The organism is Enterobacter sp. C6 (assembly GCF_008122455.1).
Classification (GTDB): Bacteria; Pseudomonadota; Gammaproteobacteria; order Enterobacterales; family Enterobacteriaceae; genus Enterobacter; species Enterobacter pseudoroggenkampii.
Map to the genome: position 1 here is coordinate 13,672 of NZ_QPFW01000200.1, position 14,752 is coordinate 28,423.

The window sequence follows — 14,752 nt, forward strand, 5'->3', positions numbered from 1 at the left end:
AAGAAAATAATATTTTTACGTGTTTATTATTAAAAAGTTAATACTTTATCTGCGGACAGCGTCCACTCGGCCAGCTCAACCAGCGTACCAATTTCTACGCCATCAATCAGCGGAAGTCCGGTAATGCCGCGGCCGTCGGTGCAGGTCTTGCACAATTTCACCGGCACGTTTTGCGCGGTCAGGATCTCCAGCATCTGCTGAATGTTATAACCCTCGGCCGGTTTTTGTCCCTTCAGCCCGGCGGTGACCGCGTCGGACATTAAAAAGAGGCGTAACGCCAGGTCGCTCTCTTTTTCACGCAGCGCAATGGCCAGGCGCAGGCTGTTAAAAAGGGATTCACTCCCGTAGGCCGCACCGTTGGCGACGATAACAATCTTTTGCATGTTGACTCCTGTTCTTATAAAGGCACGAATAATATAGGGTTTACCGAGTTTACGCTGCCTGCAGCCGTCAATAAACTTCAGGATATTCCTGAAATTTCCCGTAAGGCTGCAATTCTTTCTTAATAGCGTTAAGGTAAGACGTCTTTTACAAAAATCCAGGCGCTAAACCCGACGTTGATGGCTGTATCGTCTCGCATTCGTTTTCTGCTATTACTCTCCCTTTTGTCGGCCGGAGCCGTTTACGGTGCGCCGAATTCCTTTATGCATCAGGCACAGCACCCCTTTGATAATAACGGGGACAGTCTGCCCGACCTCGGCCTGGCGGCGCCTACGGGCGAGGGGGAGAAGCATCTGGCCGAAATGGCGAAAGCCTTTGGTGAAGCCAGCATGACCGACAATGGCCTGACGACCGGCGAGCAGGCGCGTCAGTTTGCCTTTGGTCAGGTGCGCGACGCGGTAAGCGGGGAAGTGAACCAGCAGATTGAATCCTGGCTGTCGCCCTGGGGAAACGCCAGCGTGAACCTGCTGGTGGATAACGATGGCAAATTTAACGGCAGCAGCGGGAGCTGGTTTATCCCGTGGAACGATACTAACCGCTACCTGAGCTGGAGCCAGCTTGGCCTGACCCAGCAGACGGATGGCCTGGTCAGTAACGCTGGAATCGGTCAGCGCTGGGTCGCCGGGAAATGGCTGCTGGGTTACAACACCTTTTACGATAATCTTCTGGATGAAAATTTGCAGCGTGCCGGGTTGGGGGCGGAAGCGTGGGGGGAAAATCTGCGCCTGTCAGCGAACTATTATCAGCCCTTTGCCGGATGGCGCGAGCGCTCTGACGTCCAGGAACAGCGCATGGCGCGCGGATATGACGTCACCGCTAAAGCCTGGCTGCCGTGGTTCCATCATCTGAATACCAGCGTTAGCTTCGAGCAATATTTTGGCGATAACGTCGACCTCTTCAACAGCGGCACCGGCTATCACAATCCTGTGGCGGTGAATCTGGGGCTTAACTATACCCCCGTTCCGTTGGTGACGCTGACCGCCGGGCACAAGCAGGGCGAAAGCGGCGAGAGCCAGAATAACCTCGGGCTGAAGCTCAACTATCGCTTTGGCGTGCCGCTGGCTAAGCAGCTTTCCGCCGATGAGGTCGCCGCCACGCGCTCCCTGCGCGGCAGCCGCTACGACTCATCGGAGCGCACCAGCCTGCCGGTTATGGAGTTCCGCCAGCGTAAAACGCTGTCCGTGTGGCTGGCCACGCCGCCGTGGGATCTGAAAGGAGGCGAGACCGTGATGCTGAAGCTTCAGGTTCGCAGCACGCACGGCATCCGTCAGATCCACTGGCAGGGCGATACGCAGGCACTGAGCCTGACGTCGCCGGCGAAAAGCAACAGCACCGACGGCTGGAGCGTGATTATCCCTGCCTGGGATGACCGGGAAGGGGCGACAAACCGCTGGCACCTGTCGGCGGTGGTGGAAGATGAGAAAGGCCAGCGCGTCTCGTCCAATGAGATCACGCTTGCCGTGGTGCAGCCGCTGGTCGCACTGCCTGACGACGATCCGCGCTGGAAGCTGCTGCCGGATGAGTAGTCCTTAAAAAATGCGTTCCTGATGCACCCACACGGCGGCTTCAACGCGGGATTTTAGCTTCATTTTCTTCAGCATATGCTTCACGTGTACTTTGACCGTGCTTTCGGTGATGTCCAGACGGCGGGCGATCATCTTGTTCGGCAGCCCCTGGGCAATGAGTTTGAGAATATCGCGCTCGCGCGGGGTTAACTGGCTGACGTCACGGTCAGAGGTGGCGCGGTTGGCGCGCAGGCTGGCGGCCAGGACCGGCGTTAAGGCTTCGCTGAGCACCATTTCGCCCGCCGCCGCCTGCTGTAGCGCCTTAAGCAAGTCTTCCGGCTCCATATCCTTCAGCAGATAGCCATCCGCCCCGCGCTTCAGCGCCGTGACCACATCCTCCTCATGGTTCGAGACGCTAAAGACGACGATGCGGCCGGAAAGCGATTTTTCCCGCAGCTTGTCGAGGGTCTCCAGACCGTTCATGCCGGGCATATTCAGATCGAGCAGGATCAGATCGGGATCGAGGGATTCGGCAAGCTCAATGCCCTGTTCACCGTTGCTGGCTTCGCCCACCACGGTGATATCGGGTGCCATGCTGACCAGCTGTTTCACGCCAGTACGCAGCATCGGATGGTCGTCGATCAACAGGATGGATGCCGGTTCCTGATTAGTCATGGGTTTCTCCTTGAGCAGTTGTGAGCGGTTTCTCGGGAATAAAGGTGACGACAACTTCCGTGCCGCCCGTTTCTCTCCGGCGAACCTGGCAATCACCGCGCAGGCTTTGAGCGCGGTCTCGCATAATGATTAAACCATAGTGGTTAGTGCGTTCGGCATTTTCCGGCACGCCGCGGCCGTTATCGTGAACCGTCAGTTTCACTTGATTATCGTGCTGGCTGACGGTGACCGTGACCGCCGTTGCTTCAGCGTGTTTAAGCACGTTGCTCAGCGCTTCGCGGGCGATCTGCAGTAGATGGATGGCCTGATGGGAGGGGACAAACCGCGGCGGAAGCTGATAATCCAGCTTCACCGGGAACCCCAGCCGGGCGCTAAATTCGTGACAGCTTGATTCCAGCGCCGGGCGCAGGCCCGGCTCGGTCAGCTGCAGGCGGAAGGTGGTCAGCAGCTCGCGCAGCTGCACCCAGGAGGTGTTCAGCTCGTTGCGGATCTGGCTGAGCAGCTGCTTGTTGCTTTCGGGCATCTCCGCATCCTGCATCTGCAGGCAGCTCACCTGCATTTTCATACAGGAGAGCGACTGGGCGATGGAGTCGTGCAGCTCGCGGGCGATGGTCGCGCGCTCTTCCATGACGATAAGCTGCTGCTGTTTTTCCTGATGCCTGTCGAGCGCCAGCGTGGCCGTCAGCTGTTCAACCAGCGTATCCACCAGCTGCTGCTGGTCGTGGCTCAGGTGGCGTCCGGTTGGCAGGGTGGCCAGCAGAATGCCGTACTGGGTGTGGCTGTCCGTCAGGCGCCACTTCAGAGTCGTGCCGCCGGTCGTCAGCGGCGGCAGGCCGCGAGGGCAAAGATGGCAACCTTTGTCATCGCAGGACATATCGGACTGACAGGTAAATTCCTGGTGGTTCTCTTCGTCTTCCACATCGTAGACCCGCAGCTCCAGGTCGCGCAGCAGGGTCAGATTTTGCAGGCCGTTCAGCACCGGCGAAAGACGTTCACACAACGGCACCTGCATGTGCAGCCGACGGTTGGCCTGCCAGAGGAAGGAGAGGATCTCGTTTTTCTGCTCCAGCCCGGCCGTTTTTTCCTGAACGCGTTGTTCCAGCACCGCGTAGCTCTCGGAGAGCTCTGCCGACATGGTATTGAGTGCCTGGCCGAGCATGGCCATCTCGTTGCGCCCGCTGATGTGCGTGCGCTGGGTAAAATCGCGTGCGGTCACCGCGCGGGCCATCGCCAGCAGCTGTTTCCAGGGATTTAACAGCCGCGCGCGGAGCCAGACGATGGTGAAGATCAGCAGCAGCCCCATAAACAGCGCCATGGCCCGGTGTACCATCACCACCCGGTCGATGCGTAATTCGGTCGTCTGATCAAAAGCGGAGACCAGCGCATCAATGCGGGAGACAAACCCCGCCACGTCCTGGGCAACGGCTTCTGTACTGCGCGCCTGTTTCAGGCCGGGCTGCAGCTGGGTGTGCCAGTACCCCTGAAGGGCTTTCAACTGGGACTGCTGGCCGGCGCGGATGGCGGCGTTTTCCAGCTCGGGGCTGAACGCTGTGCGCTCCATTTCATCGATTAAAGGCCGATCGTCCTGCGTCAGGGGAACCGCCGCCAGCAGGCGATAACTCTGCATGCGTAGTGAGCCTGCCTCGTTGATGGCATGCGCATTACCCTGTACCCCTTGTACCAGCCAGCCGGAGATCGCCATGCCGGTCACGCCGATGGCGGTGGACAGCAAAACAATCAGGGCGAGCTGATTCACGAGCGTTAGCGGAGATAAGCATCTTTTTAACATTGAGTGGGCGTGCTCCTGACGTGGCCTGCTTGCAGGAATGGCGCTATTCTGGTGCATACCCTGGAGTATACCCATACCAATAAAGGATTACCCCTAAATTGCCAACGGAGTAGGGGGCAAGAGGTGGGCGTTACAGGGAATCGTCAGTGCCGTGAAAAACCACGTCTTTTTTACCGAATTAGCCTACTCACTAAGGATAACACCTTTTTTTGTGCCGCAAATCCTCCCACTTTTCCTTTGATTTATATCAACTTACCGCCGCCCTAAAACCCTAATGTTTGCAGCATCATTCGAGAATCAGAGGTGTCTATGAGTCACTCATCCGCTCCCGAAAGGGAAAATGGTGCCGTTATTACTGACTGGCGTCCAGAGGATCCGGCGTTCTGGCAACAGCGCGGCCATCGTGTAGCAAGCCGAAATCTGTGGATTTCCGTGCCGTGTTTGTTATTAGCGTTTTGCGTATGGATGTTGTTTAGCGCGGTGGCAGTAAACCTGCCTAAAGTCGGCTTTACGTTCACGACCGATCAGCTGTTTATGCTGACCGCGCTGCCGTCGCTGTCAGGCGCGCTGCTGCGCGTCCCTTACGCGTTTATGGTGCCGGTCTTTGGCGGCCGTCGCTGGACGGCATTCAGTACGGGCATCATGATCGTCCCCTGCGTGTGGCTGGGCTTCGCGGTGCAGGATACCTCCACGCCGTTCAGCGTGTTCGTGATTATCTCCCTGCTGTGCGGCTTTGCCGGGGCGAACTTCGCCTCCAGTATGGCCAACATCAGCTTCTTCTTCCCGAAAGCGAAGCAGGGCGGCGCGCTGGGGATTAACGGCGGTCTGGGCAATATGGGCGTGAGCGTGATGCAGCTGATCGCTCCCCTGGCGATCTCGGTCTCCATTTTTGCAGCCTTTGGCGGCGGTGGCGTTGAGCAGGCGGACGGTTCTTCCCTCTATCTGCAAAACGCAGCCTGGATCTGGGTACCGTTCCTCGTGGTCTTCACCCTCGCAGCCTGGTTCTTTATGAATGACCTGTCCGCGTCGAAGGCGTCGCTGAGCGAACAGCTGCCGGTGCTGAAGCGTGGACACCTCTGGGTGATGGCGCTGCTGTATCTGGCGACTTTCGGTTCGTTTATCGGCTTCTCAGCGGGCTTCGCGATGCTGTCGAAAACGCAATTCCCGGACGTGCAGATCCTGCAATTCGCCTTCTTCGGCCCATTTATTGGCGCCCTTGCTCGCTCGCTGGGTGGCATGGTGTCTGACCGTCTGGGCGGTACCCGGGTGACGCTGGTTAACTTCGTCGTGATGGCGGTCTTCTGTGCGTTGCTGTTCCTCACGCTGCCGGCCGACGGACAGGGCGGTAACTTCATCGCCTTCTTCGGCGTGTTTATGGTGCTGTTCCTGACGGCCGGGCTGGGGAGCGCGTCCACCTTCCAGATGATCTCCGTGATCTTCCGTAAGCTGACCATGGACCGCGTAAAAGCGCAGGGCGGAAGCGAAGAACAGGCCATGCGCGAAGCGGCGACGGATACGGCTGCGGCGCTGGGCTTTATCTCCGCCATCGGCGCGATTGGCGGCTTCTTTATCCCGAAAGCGTTCGGTATCTCTCTGGACCTGACTGGCTCTCCGGCCGGTGCCATGAAAGTCTTCCTCGTCTTCTATATCGCCTGCGTCGTGATTACGTGGCTGGTATATGGCCGTAATACCAAGAAAAATAAGTAAGTATGATTATCCGTTTACGCGGCCTTCGGGCCGCGTTTTTTTTGGCGTCAAAATAGTTACAACATACTGGTTGCCATGCAGAGGAAATCCGCAGGCAGCACTGTGATCGCCATCGCTTTACAGGGCGCTCTACCCCTTAATACCTGAGAGGTTAAATTTTGCCTGGCGGTTTGTACGATAAAATAAAAATAACGATATATTTCATTAGGATATAAAATCTTAAACGATACCGCTTTGGTGGTATTCGGTGTAATCCCTCGCCTGAAAGTCCCTCCTCGTCTTGATCGTTATCAATTCTCCCCCTCTTTCAGGGCGTTACCTTCGCTGCAAATCAGCAATGTCGATTTAGAGAGCCACAGGCTCCACACAGGAGATACCCGATGAGCAAATTTTTGGACCGGTTTCGCTACTTCAAGCAGAAGGGTGAAACGTTTGCCGATGGGCACGGCCAGGTTCTGGATACCAACCGGGACTGGGAAGACGGTTACCGCCAGCGCTGGCAGCATGACAAAGTCGTCCGTTCGACCCACGGCGTGAACTGCACTGGCTCATGTAGCTGGAAGATTTTCGTTAAAAACGGTCTGGTGACCTGGGAAATGCAGCAGACCGACTATCCTCGCACCCGCCCGGATATGCCGAACCACGAACCGCGCGGCTGCCCGCGTGGCGCCAGCTACTCCTGGTATCTCTACAGCGCGAACCGTCTGAAATACCCCCTGATGCGCAAGCGCCTGATGAAAATGTGGCGTGAAGCGAAAGTGCAGCACAGCGATCCGGTGGATGCCTGGGCCTCCATCATTGAAGACGCTGACAAAGCAAAAAGCTTCAAGCAGGCCCGCGGTCGCGGAGGTTTCGTTCGCTCCTCATGGAAAGAAGTGAACGAGCTGATTGCCGCTTCCAACGTCTACACCGTCAAAACCTACGGTCCTGACCGCGTGGCGGGCTTCTCGCCGATCCCGGCGATGTCGATGGTCTCTTATGCCTCCGGCGCGCGCTATCTCTCTTTAATCGGCGGTACCTGCCTGAGTTTCTACGACTGGTACTGCGACCTGCCGCCCGCGTCTCCGCAGACCTGGGGCGAGCAGACCGACGTGCCGGAATCCGCGGACTGGTACAACTCCAGCTACATCATCGCCTGGGGCTCTAACGTTCCTCAGACCCGTACGCCGGACGCGCACTTCTTTACCGAAGTCCGTTACAAAGGCACCAAAACGGTGGCGGTGACCCCGGACTATGCCGAAATCGCCAAGCTGTGCGATCTGTGGCTGGCGCCGAAACAGGGTACCGATGCGGCGATGGCGATGGCGATGGGTCACGTCATGCTGCGCGAGTTCCACCTGGATAAACCAAGCCAGTACTTCACCGACTACGTCCGCCGCTATACCGACATGCCGATGCTGGTCATGCTGGAAGAGCGTGAGGGCTACTATGCCGCTGGCCGTACGCTGCGCGCTGCCGATCTGGTGGATTCGCTGGGCCAGGAAAATAATCCTGAGTGGAAAACCGTTGCGTATAACAGCAACGGCGAGCTGGTGGCGCCAAACGGCTCTATCGGCTTCCGCTGGGGCGAGAAGGGCAAGTGGAACCTTGAGCAGCGTAACGGCACGACCGGCGAAGAGACGGAGCTGCGCCTGAGCATGCTGGGTAGCCAGGACGAGATCGCCGAGGTGGGCTTCCCGTACTTCGGCGGCGAAGGTTCCGAGCACTTCAACAAGGTTGAACTGAAAAACGTACTGATGCACAAGCTGCCGGTGAAACGCCTGCAGCTGGCGGACGGGTCTACCGCTCTGGTCACCACCGTCTATGACCTGACCATGGCGAACTACGGACTGGAACGCGGCCTGGGCGATGAAAACTGCGCAACCGGCTATGACGATGTGAAAGCCTACACCCCGGCATGGGCAGAGCAAATCACCGGCGTTCCACGCGCGCAGATCGTGCGTATCGCCCGCGAGTTTGCGGATAACGCCGACAAGACCCACGGTCGCTCCATGATCATCGTCGGTGCGGGTCTGAACCACTGGTATCACCTCGATATGAACTACCGTGGCCTGATCAACATGCTGATCTTCTGCGGCTGCGTCGGCCAGAGCGGCGGCGGCTGGGCGCACTACGTGGGCCAGGAAAAACTGCGTCCGCAGACCGGCTGGCAGCCGCTGGCGTTTGCCCTCGACTGGCAGCGCCCGGCACGCCACATGAACAGCACTTCCTACTTCTATAACCACTCCAGCCAGTGGCGCTACGAGACGGTCACCGCGCAGGAGCTGCTGTCGCCGATGGCGGATAAATCCCGCTACAGCGGCCATCTGATTGACTTCAACGTGCGCGCCGAGCGCATGGGCTGGCTGCCGTCTGCGCCGCAGCTGGGCACTAACCCGCTGCGCATTGCGGAAGCGGCAAAGCAGGCAGGCATGTCACCGGTGGATTACACCGTGAAATCCCTGAAGGATGGCTCAATTCGCTTCGCGGCGGAACAGCCGGAGAACGGTAAAAACCATCCGCGTAACCTGTTTATCTGGCGCTCCAACCTGCTGGGCTCGTCCGGTAAAGGCCACGAGTACATGCTGAAATACCTGCTCGGTACCGAAAACGGTATCCAGGGGAAAGATCTCGGCAAGCAGGGCGGCGTGAAGCCGGAAGAGGTGGAGTGGAAAGACAACGGTCTCGACGGCAAGCTGGATCTGGTGGTCACCCTCGACTTCCGCCTGTCCAGCACCTGCCTCTACTCCGACATCGTGCTGCCTACCGCCACCTGGTACGAAAAAGACGACATGAATACCTCGGACATGCATCCGTTTATTCATCCGCTGTCTGCGGCCGTTGACCCGGCGTGGGAATCAAAAAGCGACTGGGAAATCTACAAAGACATCGCGAAGACATTCTCCGAAGTCTGCGTGGGGCACCTCGGCAAAGAGACCGACGTGGTGACGCTGCCCATCCAGCACGACTCCGCCGCCGAACTGGCGCAGCCGCTGGACGTGAAGGACTGGAAAAAAGGCGAGTGCGACCTGATCCCGGGCGTGACCGCGCCGCACATTATTCCGGTTGAACGCGACTACCCGGCAACCTACGAGCGCTTTACCTCTATCGGCCCGCTGATGGAGAAAATCGGTAACGGCGGGAAAGGGATCGCCTGGAACACCCAGAGCGAAATGGACCTGCTGCGCAAGCTTAACTACACCAAAGCGGACGGTCCGGCCAAAGGCCAGCCAATGCTCAACACGGCGATTGATGCCGCAGAGATGATCCTGACTCTGGCCCCGGAAACCAACGGCCACGTGGCGGTGAAGGCCTGGGCGGCCCTGAGCGAGTTCACCGGTCGCGACCATACGCACCTGGCGACGAATAAAGAGGAAGAGAAAATCCGCTTCCGCGATATTCAGGCCCAGCCGCGCAAGATTATCTCCAGCCCGACCTGGTCAGGCCTGGAAGATGAGCATGTGTCCTATAACGCGGGCTATACCAATGTTCACGAGCTGATCCCATGGCGTACCCTGTCAGGCCGCCAGTCGCTGTATCAGGATCACCAGTGGATGCGCGACTTCGGTGAAAGCCTGCTGGTGTACCGTCCGCCAATCGACACCCGCTCCGTGAAAGCGGTGATGGGCGCGAAATCGAACGGTAACCCTGAGAAGGCGCTGAACTTCCTGACGCCGCACCAGAAGTGGGGTATTCACTCCACCTACAGCGACAACCTGCTGATGCTGACCCTGTCGCGCGGCGGTCCGATTGTCTGGATGAGCGAAACGGATGCCAAAGATCTGGGTATTGAAGATAACGACTGGATCGAAGTGTTCAACAGCAACGGTGCCCTGACGGCGCGTGCGGTGGTGAGCCAGCGCGTACCGGCCGGGATGACCATGATGTACCACGCGCAAGAACGTATCGTTAACCTGCCGGGGTCAGAGATCACCGAGCAGCGCGGCGGGATCCACAACTCCGTGACCCGCATTACGCCGAAGCCGACCCACATGATCGGTGGCTATGCGCAGCTGGCCTACGGCTTTAACTACTACGGCACCGTAGGATCGAACCGCGATGAGTTCGTGGTGGTACGTAAGATGAAGAATATTAACTGGTTAGACGGCGAAGGTAATGACCAGGTACAGGAGAGCGTAAAATGAAAATTCGTTCACAAGTCGGCATGGTGCTGAATCTGGATAAATGCATCGGCTGCCATACCTGCTCGGTCACCTGTAAAAACGTCTGGACCAGCCGTGAAGGTATGGAATACGCCTGGTTCAACAACGTGGAAAGCAAGCCGGGCACCGGCTTCCCGACCGACTGGGAAAACCAGGAGAAGTGGAAGGGCGGCTGGATCCGTAAAATCAACGGCAAGCTGCAGCCGCGCATGGGTAACCGCGCTTGGCTTCTGGGAAAAATCTTCGCTAACCCGCATCTGCCGGGCATCGATGATTACTACGAGCCGTTTGATTACGACTACCAGAATCTGCACAACGCGCCGGAAGGCAAACACCAGCCGATCGCCCGTCCTCGCTCGCTGATTACCGGCCAGCGCATGGACAAAATTACCAGCGGTCCAAACTGGGAAGAGATTCTGGGCGGCGAGTTCGAGAAACGCGCCAAAGACCAGAACTTCGAGAACATGCAGAAGGCGATGTACGGCCAGTTCGAAAATACCTTCATGATGTATCTGCCGCGCCTGTGCGAGCACTGCCTCAACCCGGCGTGCGTGGCGACCTGCCCGAGCGGCGCCATCTACAAGCGTGAAGAAGACGGCATCGTGCTGATCGACCAGGACAAGTGCCGCGGCTGGCGTATGTGCATCACCGGCTGCCCGTACAAAAAGATCTACTTCAACTGGAAGAGCGGCAAATCCGAGAAGTGCATCTTCTGCTATCCGCGTATTGAAGCCGGGATGCCAACCGTCTGCTCCGAAAGCTGCGTAGGCCGTATTCGCTACCTCGGCGTGCTGCTGTACGACGCGGACGCGATTGAAAACGCAGCGAGCACCGAGCACGAGAAAGATCTCTATCAGCGTCAGCTGGACGTGTTCCTCGATCCGAACGATCCGAAGGTGATTGAGCAGGCGCTGAAGGACGGCATCCCGCAGAGCGTGATTGACGCCGCGCAGCAGTCGCCGGTGTACAAAATGGCGATGGACTGGAAGCTGGCCCTGCCGCTGCATCCGGAATACCGCACCCTGCCGATGGTCTGGTACGTGCCGCCGCTGTCGCCGATTCAGTCTGCGGCTGACGCGGGCGAACTGGGCAGCAACGGCATCCTGCCGGACGTGGAGAGCCTGCGTATCCCGGTTCAGTATCTGGCAAACCTGCTGACCGCAGGTGATACCCAGCCGGTACTGCTGGCGCTGAAGCGTATGCTGGCAATGCGCCACTTCAAGCGTGCCGAAACCGTGGATGGCGTAACCGATACCCGCGCGCTGGAAGAGGTCGGTCTGACCGAAGCGCAGGCGCAGGAGATGTACCGCTATCTGGCGATCGCTAACTACGAAGACCGTTTCGTGGTGCCGAGCAGCCACCGTGAGCTGGCCCGCGAAGCCTTCCCGGAAAAAAATGGCTGTGGCTTTACCTTTGGCGACGGTTGCCACGGGTCAGACAGCAAATTCAATCTCTTCAACAGCCGCCGCATTGATGCCATGGATGTGACCAGCAAAACGGAGCCGCACCAATGATTGAACTCGTCATTGTTTCGCGTCTGCTCGAGTATCCGGATGCTGCGCTTGCGCAGCATCAGCAGGAACTCTTTGATGCACTCGCGTCATCTGAAAACCTGGATAAGGACGATGCCCAGAAGCTGGGTGTTTTCCTCCGCGACCTGCTGGCGCGCGACCTTCTGGATGCCCAGTCGGACTACAGCCAGCTGTTTGACCGTGGTCGTGCAACGTCCCTGCTGCTGTTTGAACACGTTCACGGTGAGTCCCGCGACCGCGGTCAGGCGATGGTGGATCTGATGGCCCAGTATGAACAGCACGGCCTGCAGCTCGACAGCCGCGAGCTGCCGGATCATCTGCCGCTGTATCTGGAGTACCTGGCGCAGCTGCCGAAAGAAGAGGCGCTGGGCGGTCTGCAGGACATCGCGCCGATCCTGGCGCTGCTCGGCGCGCGTCTTCAGCAGCGCGAGAGCCGCTATGCGGTTCTGTTCGATCTGCTGGTGAAGCTGGCCAACGCCGCGGTCGACAGTGAAAAAGTGGCGGAGAAAATTGCGGATGAAGCCCGCGATGATACGCCACAAGCGCTGGATGCGGTCTGGCAAGAAGAGCAGGTGAAATTCTTTGCTGACCAGAACTGCGGCGAGTCTGAAATCTCCGCTCACCAGCGTCGTTTTGCCGGCGCGGTTGCCCCGCAATATTTGAATATCTCTAACGGAGGACGGCACTAATGCACTTCCTGAATATGTTCTTCTTTGACATTTACCCGTATATCGCGGGCACCGTGTTCCTGGTGGGAAGCTGGCTGCGTTATGACTACGGTCAGTACACCTGGCGTGCTGCCTCCAGCCAGATGCTGGATCGTAAGGGAATGCATGTGGGCTCTAACCTGTTCCACATCGGTATTCTGGGGATTTTTGCCGGTCACTTCCTGGGAATGCTGACGCCGCACTGGATGTATGAAGCGTGGCTACCGATTGAGGTGAAGCAGAAGATGGCGATGATCGCGGGCGGTGCCTGCGGGGTGATGACTCTGGTCGGTGGCCTGCTGCTGCTGAAACGTCGTCTGTTCAGCCCGCGCGTGCGTGCGACCACGACTGCAGCGGACATCCTGATCCTCTCCCTGCTGATGGTGCAGTGTGCGCTGGGTCTGTTGACCATTCCATTCTCGGCGCAGCATATGGACGGGAGCGAAATGATGAAGCTGGTGGGCTGGGCGCAGTCCGTGGTGACCTTCCACGGCGGAGCCTCCGCGCACCTGGACGGCGTGGCGTTTATCTTCCGCGTTCACCTGGTGCTGGGGATGACGCTGTTTGTGCTGTTCCCGTTCTCCCGCCTGGTGCATATCTGGAGCGCGCCGGTGGAGTACCTGACGCGCAAATACCAGATAGTACGCGCCCGTCGCTAATTTGCCGTTTTGATACCAACCCCGCACTCGCGGGGTTTTTTTTCGCCCCAGCCCAGGTTGTTCCCCGCGGCAGCAAACAGGATCAGCGCGCCGCCCGCCAGCTGCGTCAGGTTCAGCGCGTGTCCGAACACCAGATTATCAACAACAATAGCCACCACCGGATAGATAAATGACAGGGAGCCGGTTATAGGCGTAGGCAGCTTCTGAATCGCGCTGTAGAGCAGCTGGTACATAATGCCGGTATGGACAATGCCCAGCGTGAGCAGGATCGGCCAGGGGAAATCACCGGAAAATGACGGCAGGCTGGCAAACGGCAAAAGCATCACGACGCCCGTCAGTACCTGGATAAAGGCAATATGCTGCGGCGCAACGGATCTGAGTTTGCGGGCAATCATGGCCGTGACTGCATAGAAGAAGGCCGCGGCCATCGCCAGACCGATTCCGGCGAGCCATTCACCGCCATGCGCGCCGGTCAGCTCGCTGGAGAGCAGTATCACCACGCCGCCAAAGGCGAGGAACAGCCAGCCCCATTTCACCAGGCTGACGCGTTCACCTAAAAACATCCCCATCAGTACCAGCATAAACGGCTGGGTGTTATACACCACGGTAGAAAGACCAATAGAGATCCGCTCATAGGCGGCGAAGAGCAGCAGCCAGTTCACCACTAATGCCACGCCGCCGAGAATAGCCAGCAGCAGCGTGGTGCGGGTGAGGGGACTGAAGGGCTTTTGACTTACCCGGATAAAAATAAAAAGCGCCATAGCCCCGATAAGACAGCGCCAGAACACCACTTCCGTCACCGGCAGACCGGAGAGCAAAACAAACGCGCCGATAGAGCCGGAAATTAACATTGCCAGGCTCATTTGCCAGACGCCTTTATGTAAATCACGCATCATCCACCTCCTGATTAATGACGCTATTGTCGAAAATCGCTATCGGGTTTTACAGGGGTGATATAAGGTTGAATAGGTAAATCACTTTTTAAAATTAGGTGAAAAGAATGGAATGCCTTATCGATGATATCGACCGACAAATTTTAGCCTGTCTGGTTGAGGATGCGCGCATGTCGTTGAAGGTGCTCAGCGGCCGCATCGGTCTGACGTCCCCCAGCACGGCAGAACGCCTGAAGAGGCTGGAAGAACGGGGTGTGATTCAGGGTTATGGTGCGCGGGTGAATCTGGCGGCGCTGGGGTATACGCTGCAGGCGCTGGTGCGCGTGCGGCCTTTGCCGGGGCTGTTGCATAAGGTGGATAAGTATATTCAGGCGATGCCGGAGTGTATTGAGAGCGACAAAGTCACCGGGGAAGATTGCTTTGTGATTAGGCTGGTGGTGCGGTCAATCGAACAGCTTGATGCGCTGCTGGACGGCCTGGCAGAACATGCCCAGTGTAATACGTCGATTGTGAAGAGTTCGCCGGTGAAGCGCCGTTTGCCGCCGATGTAGGTTTCTGTCGCCGGGTGGCGGCTGCGCCTTACCCGGCCTACGAAGGCGGACTCGGTTTTTTATGTTGGGAAAGTGATGGTGGTGGGGGAAGGATGACTCGGCGCGATGCGCCTCGCCCTTCGGGTCGTTGCCTGCGGCAACGCTTTCTCGC

General features: G+C 58.1%; 11 protein-coding genes and 1 other RNA gene. 7 read left to right on the forward strand and 5 right to left on the reverse strand.

The window, feature by feature from the left end; all coding sequences use genetic code 11:
• Nucleotides 1-29 precede the first annotated feature (29 nt).
• Nucleotides 30-383: a DsrE/DsrF/TusD sulfur relay family protein gene (locus DOU50_RS08785; protein ID WP_008499522.1), complete on the reverse strand. Its 354-nt coding sequence runs from the start codon at nt 381-383 to the stop codon at nt 30-32.
• Between the two features lie 177 nt (nt 384-560).
• Here DOU50_RS08785 and DOU50_RS08790 point away from each other — a divergent pair, with 177 nt between their 5' ends.
• Entirely contained in the window at nt 561-1,967 is a 1,407-nt protein-coding gene (locus DOU50_RS08790; protein WP_148769219.1) for a YchO/YchP family invasin, read from the forward strand.
• A gap of 3 nt (nt 1,968-1,970) precedes the next feature.
• On the opposite strand, the gene narL is transcribed toward DOU50_RS08790, so the two are convergent.
• The gene (narL, locus tag DOU50_RS08795) at nt 1,971-2,621 is read right to left on the reverse strand and encodes a two-component system response regulator NarL (protein WP_008499531.1); all 651 of its coding nucleotides are present in this window, start codon (nt 2,619-2,621) and stop codon (nt 1,971-1,973) included.
• On the reverse strand, nt 2,614-4,410 hold the full coding sequence (gene narX, locus DOU50_RS08800; protein ID WP_148769220.1) for a nitrate/nitrite two-component system sensor histidine kinase NarX: 1,797 nt from the start codon (nt 4,408-4,410) through the stop codon (nt 2,614-2,616). Before narX ends, narL begins: the two co-directional genes overlap by 8 nt.
• 309 nt (nt 4,411-4,719) lie before the next feature.
• On the opposite strand from narX, the gene DOU50_RS08805 reads away from it, so the two are divergent.
• The 5 genes from DOU50_RS08805 (at nt 4,720) to narI (ending at nt 13,157) form a co-directional block, all read left to right on the forward strand.
• Nucleotides 4,720-6,117, forward strand: coding sequence for a NarK family nitrate/nitrite MFS transporter (locus DOU50_RS08805; protein WP_014884177.1), 1,398 nt, complete (start codon nt 4,720-4,722; stop codon nt 6,115-6,117).
• A 380-nt stretch (nt 6,118-6,497) separates the two neighbouring features.
• The gene (locus DOU50_RS08810; protein WP_148769221.1) at nt 6,498-10,241 is read left to right on the forward strand and encodes a nitrate reductase subunit alpha; all 3,744 of its coding nucleotides are present in this window, start codon (nt 6,498-6,500) and stop codon (nt 10,239-10,241) included.
• Nucleotides 10,238-11,773: a nitrate reductase subunit beta gene (gene narH / locus DOU50_RS08815; protein ID WP_024907086.1), complete on the forward strand. Its 1,536-nt coding sequence runs from the start codon at nt 10,238-10,240 to the stop codon at nt 11,771-11,773. Before DOU50_RS08810 ends, narH begins: the two co-directional genes overlap by 4 nt.
• Nucleotides 11,770-12,480, forward strand: a complete 711-nt coding sequence (narJ, locus tag DOU50_RS08820) for a nitrate reductase molybdenum cofactor assembly chaperone (protein ID WP_148769222.1) — start codon at nt 11,770-11,772, stop codon at nt 12,478-12,480. Before narH ends, narJ begins: the two co-directional genes overlap by 4 nt.
• Entirely contained in the window at nt 12,480-13,157 is a 678-nt protein-coding gene (gene narI, locus DOU50_RS08825) for a respiratory nitrate reductase subunit gamma (RefSeq protein WP_023312107.1), read from the forward strand. The genes narJ and narI overlap by 1 nt, the downstream gene beginning before the upstream one ends.
• On the opposite strand, the gene DOU50_RS08830 is transcribed toward narI, so the two are convergent.
• Entirely contained in the window at nt 13,154-14,050 is an 897-nt protein-coding gene (locus DOU50_RS08830) for a DMT family transporter (protein ID WP_148769223.1), read from the reverse strand. The two genes, narI and DOU50_RS08830, sit on opposite strands and share 4 nt — an antisense overlap.
• Before the next feature lie 107 nt (nt 14,051-14,157).
• Here DOU50_RS08830 and DOU50_RS08835 point away from each other — a divergent pair, with 107 nt between their 5' ends.
• The gene (locus DOU50_RS08835; protein ID WP_024907089.1) at nt 14,158-14,601 is read left to right on the forward strand and encodes an Lrp/AsnC family transcriptional regulator; all 444 of its coding nucleotides are present in this window, start codon (nt 14,158-14,160) and stop codon (nt 14,599-14,601) included.
• A gap of 76 nt (nt 14,602-14,677) precedes the next feature.
• On the opposite strand, the gene DOU50_RS08840 is transcribed toward DOU50_RS08835, so the two are convergent.
• A non-coding RNA gene (locus tag DOU50_RS08840) (RtT sRNA) lies at nt 14,678-14,752 on the reverse strand; the annotation flags it as partial.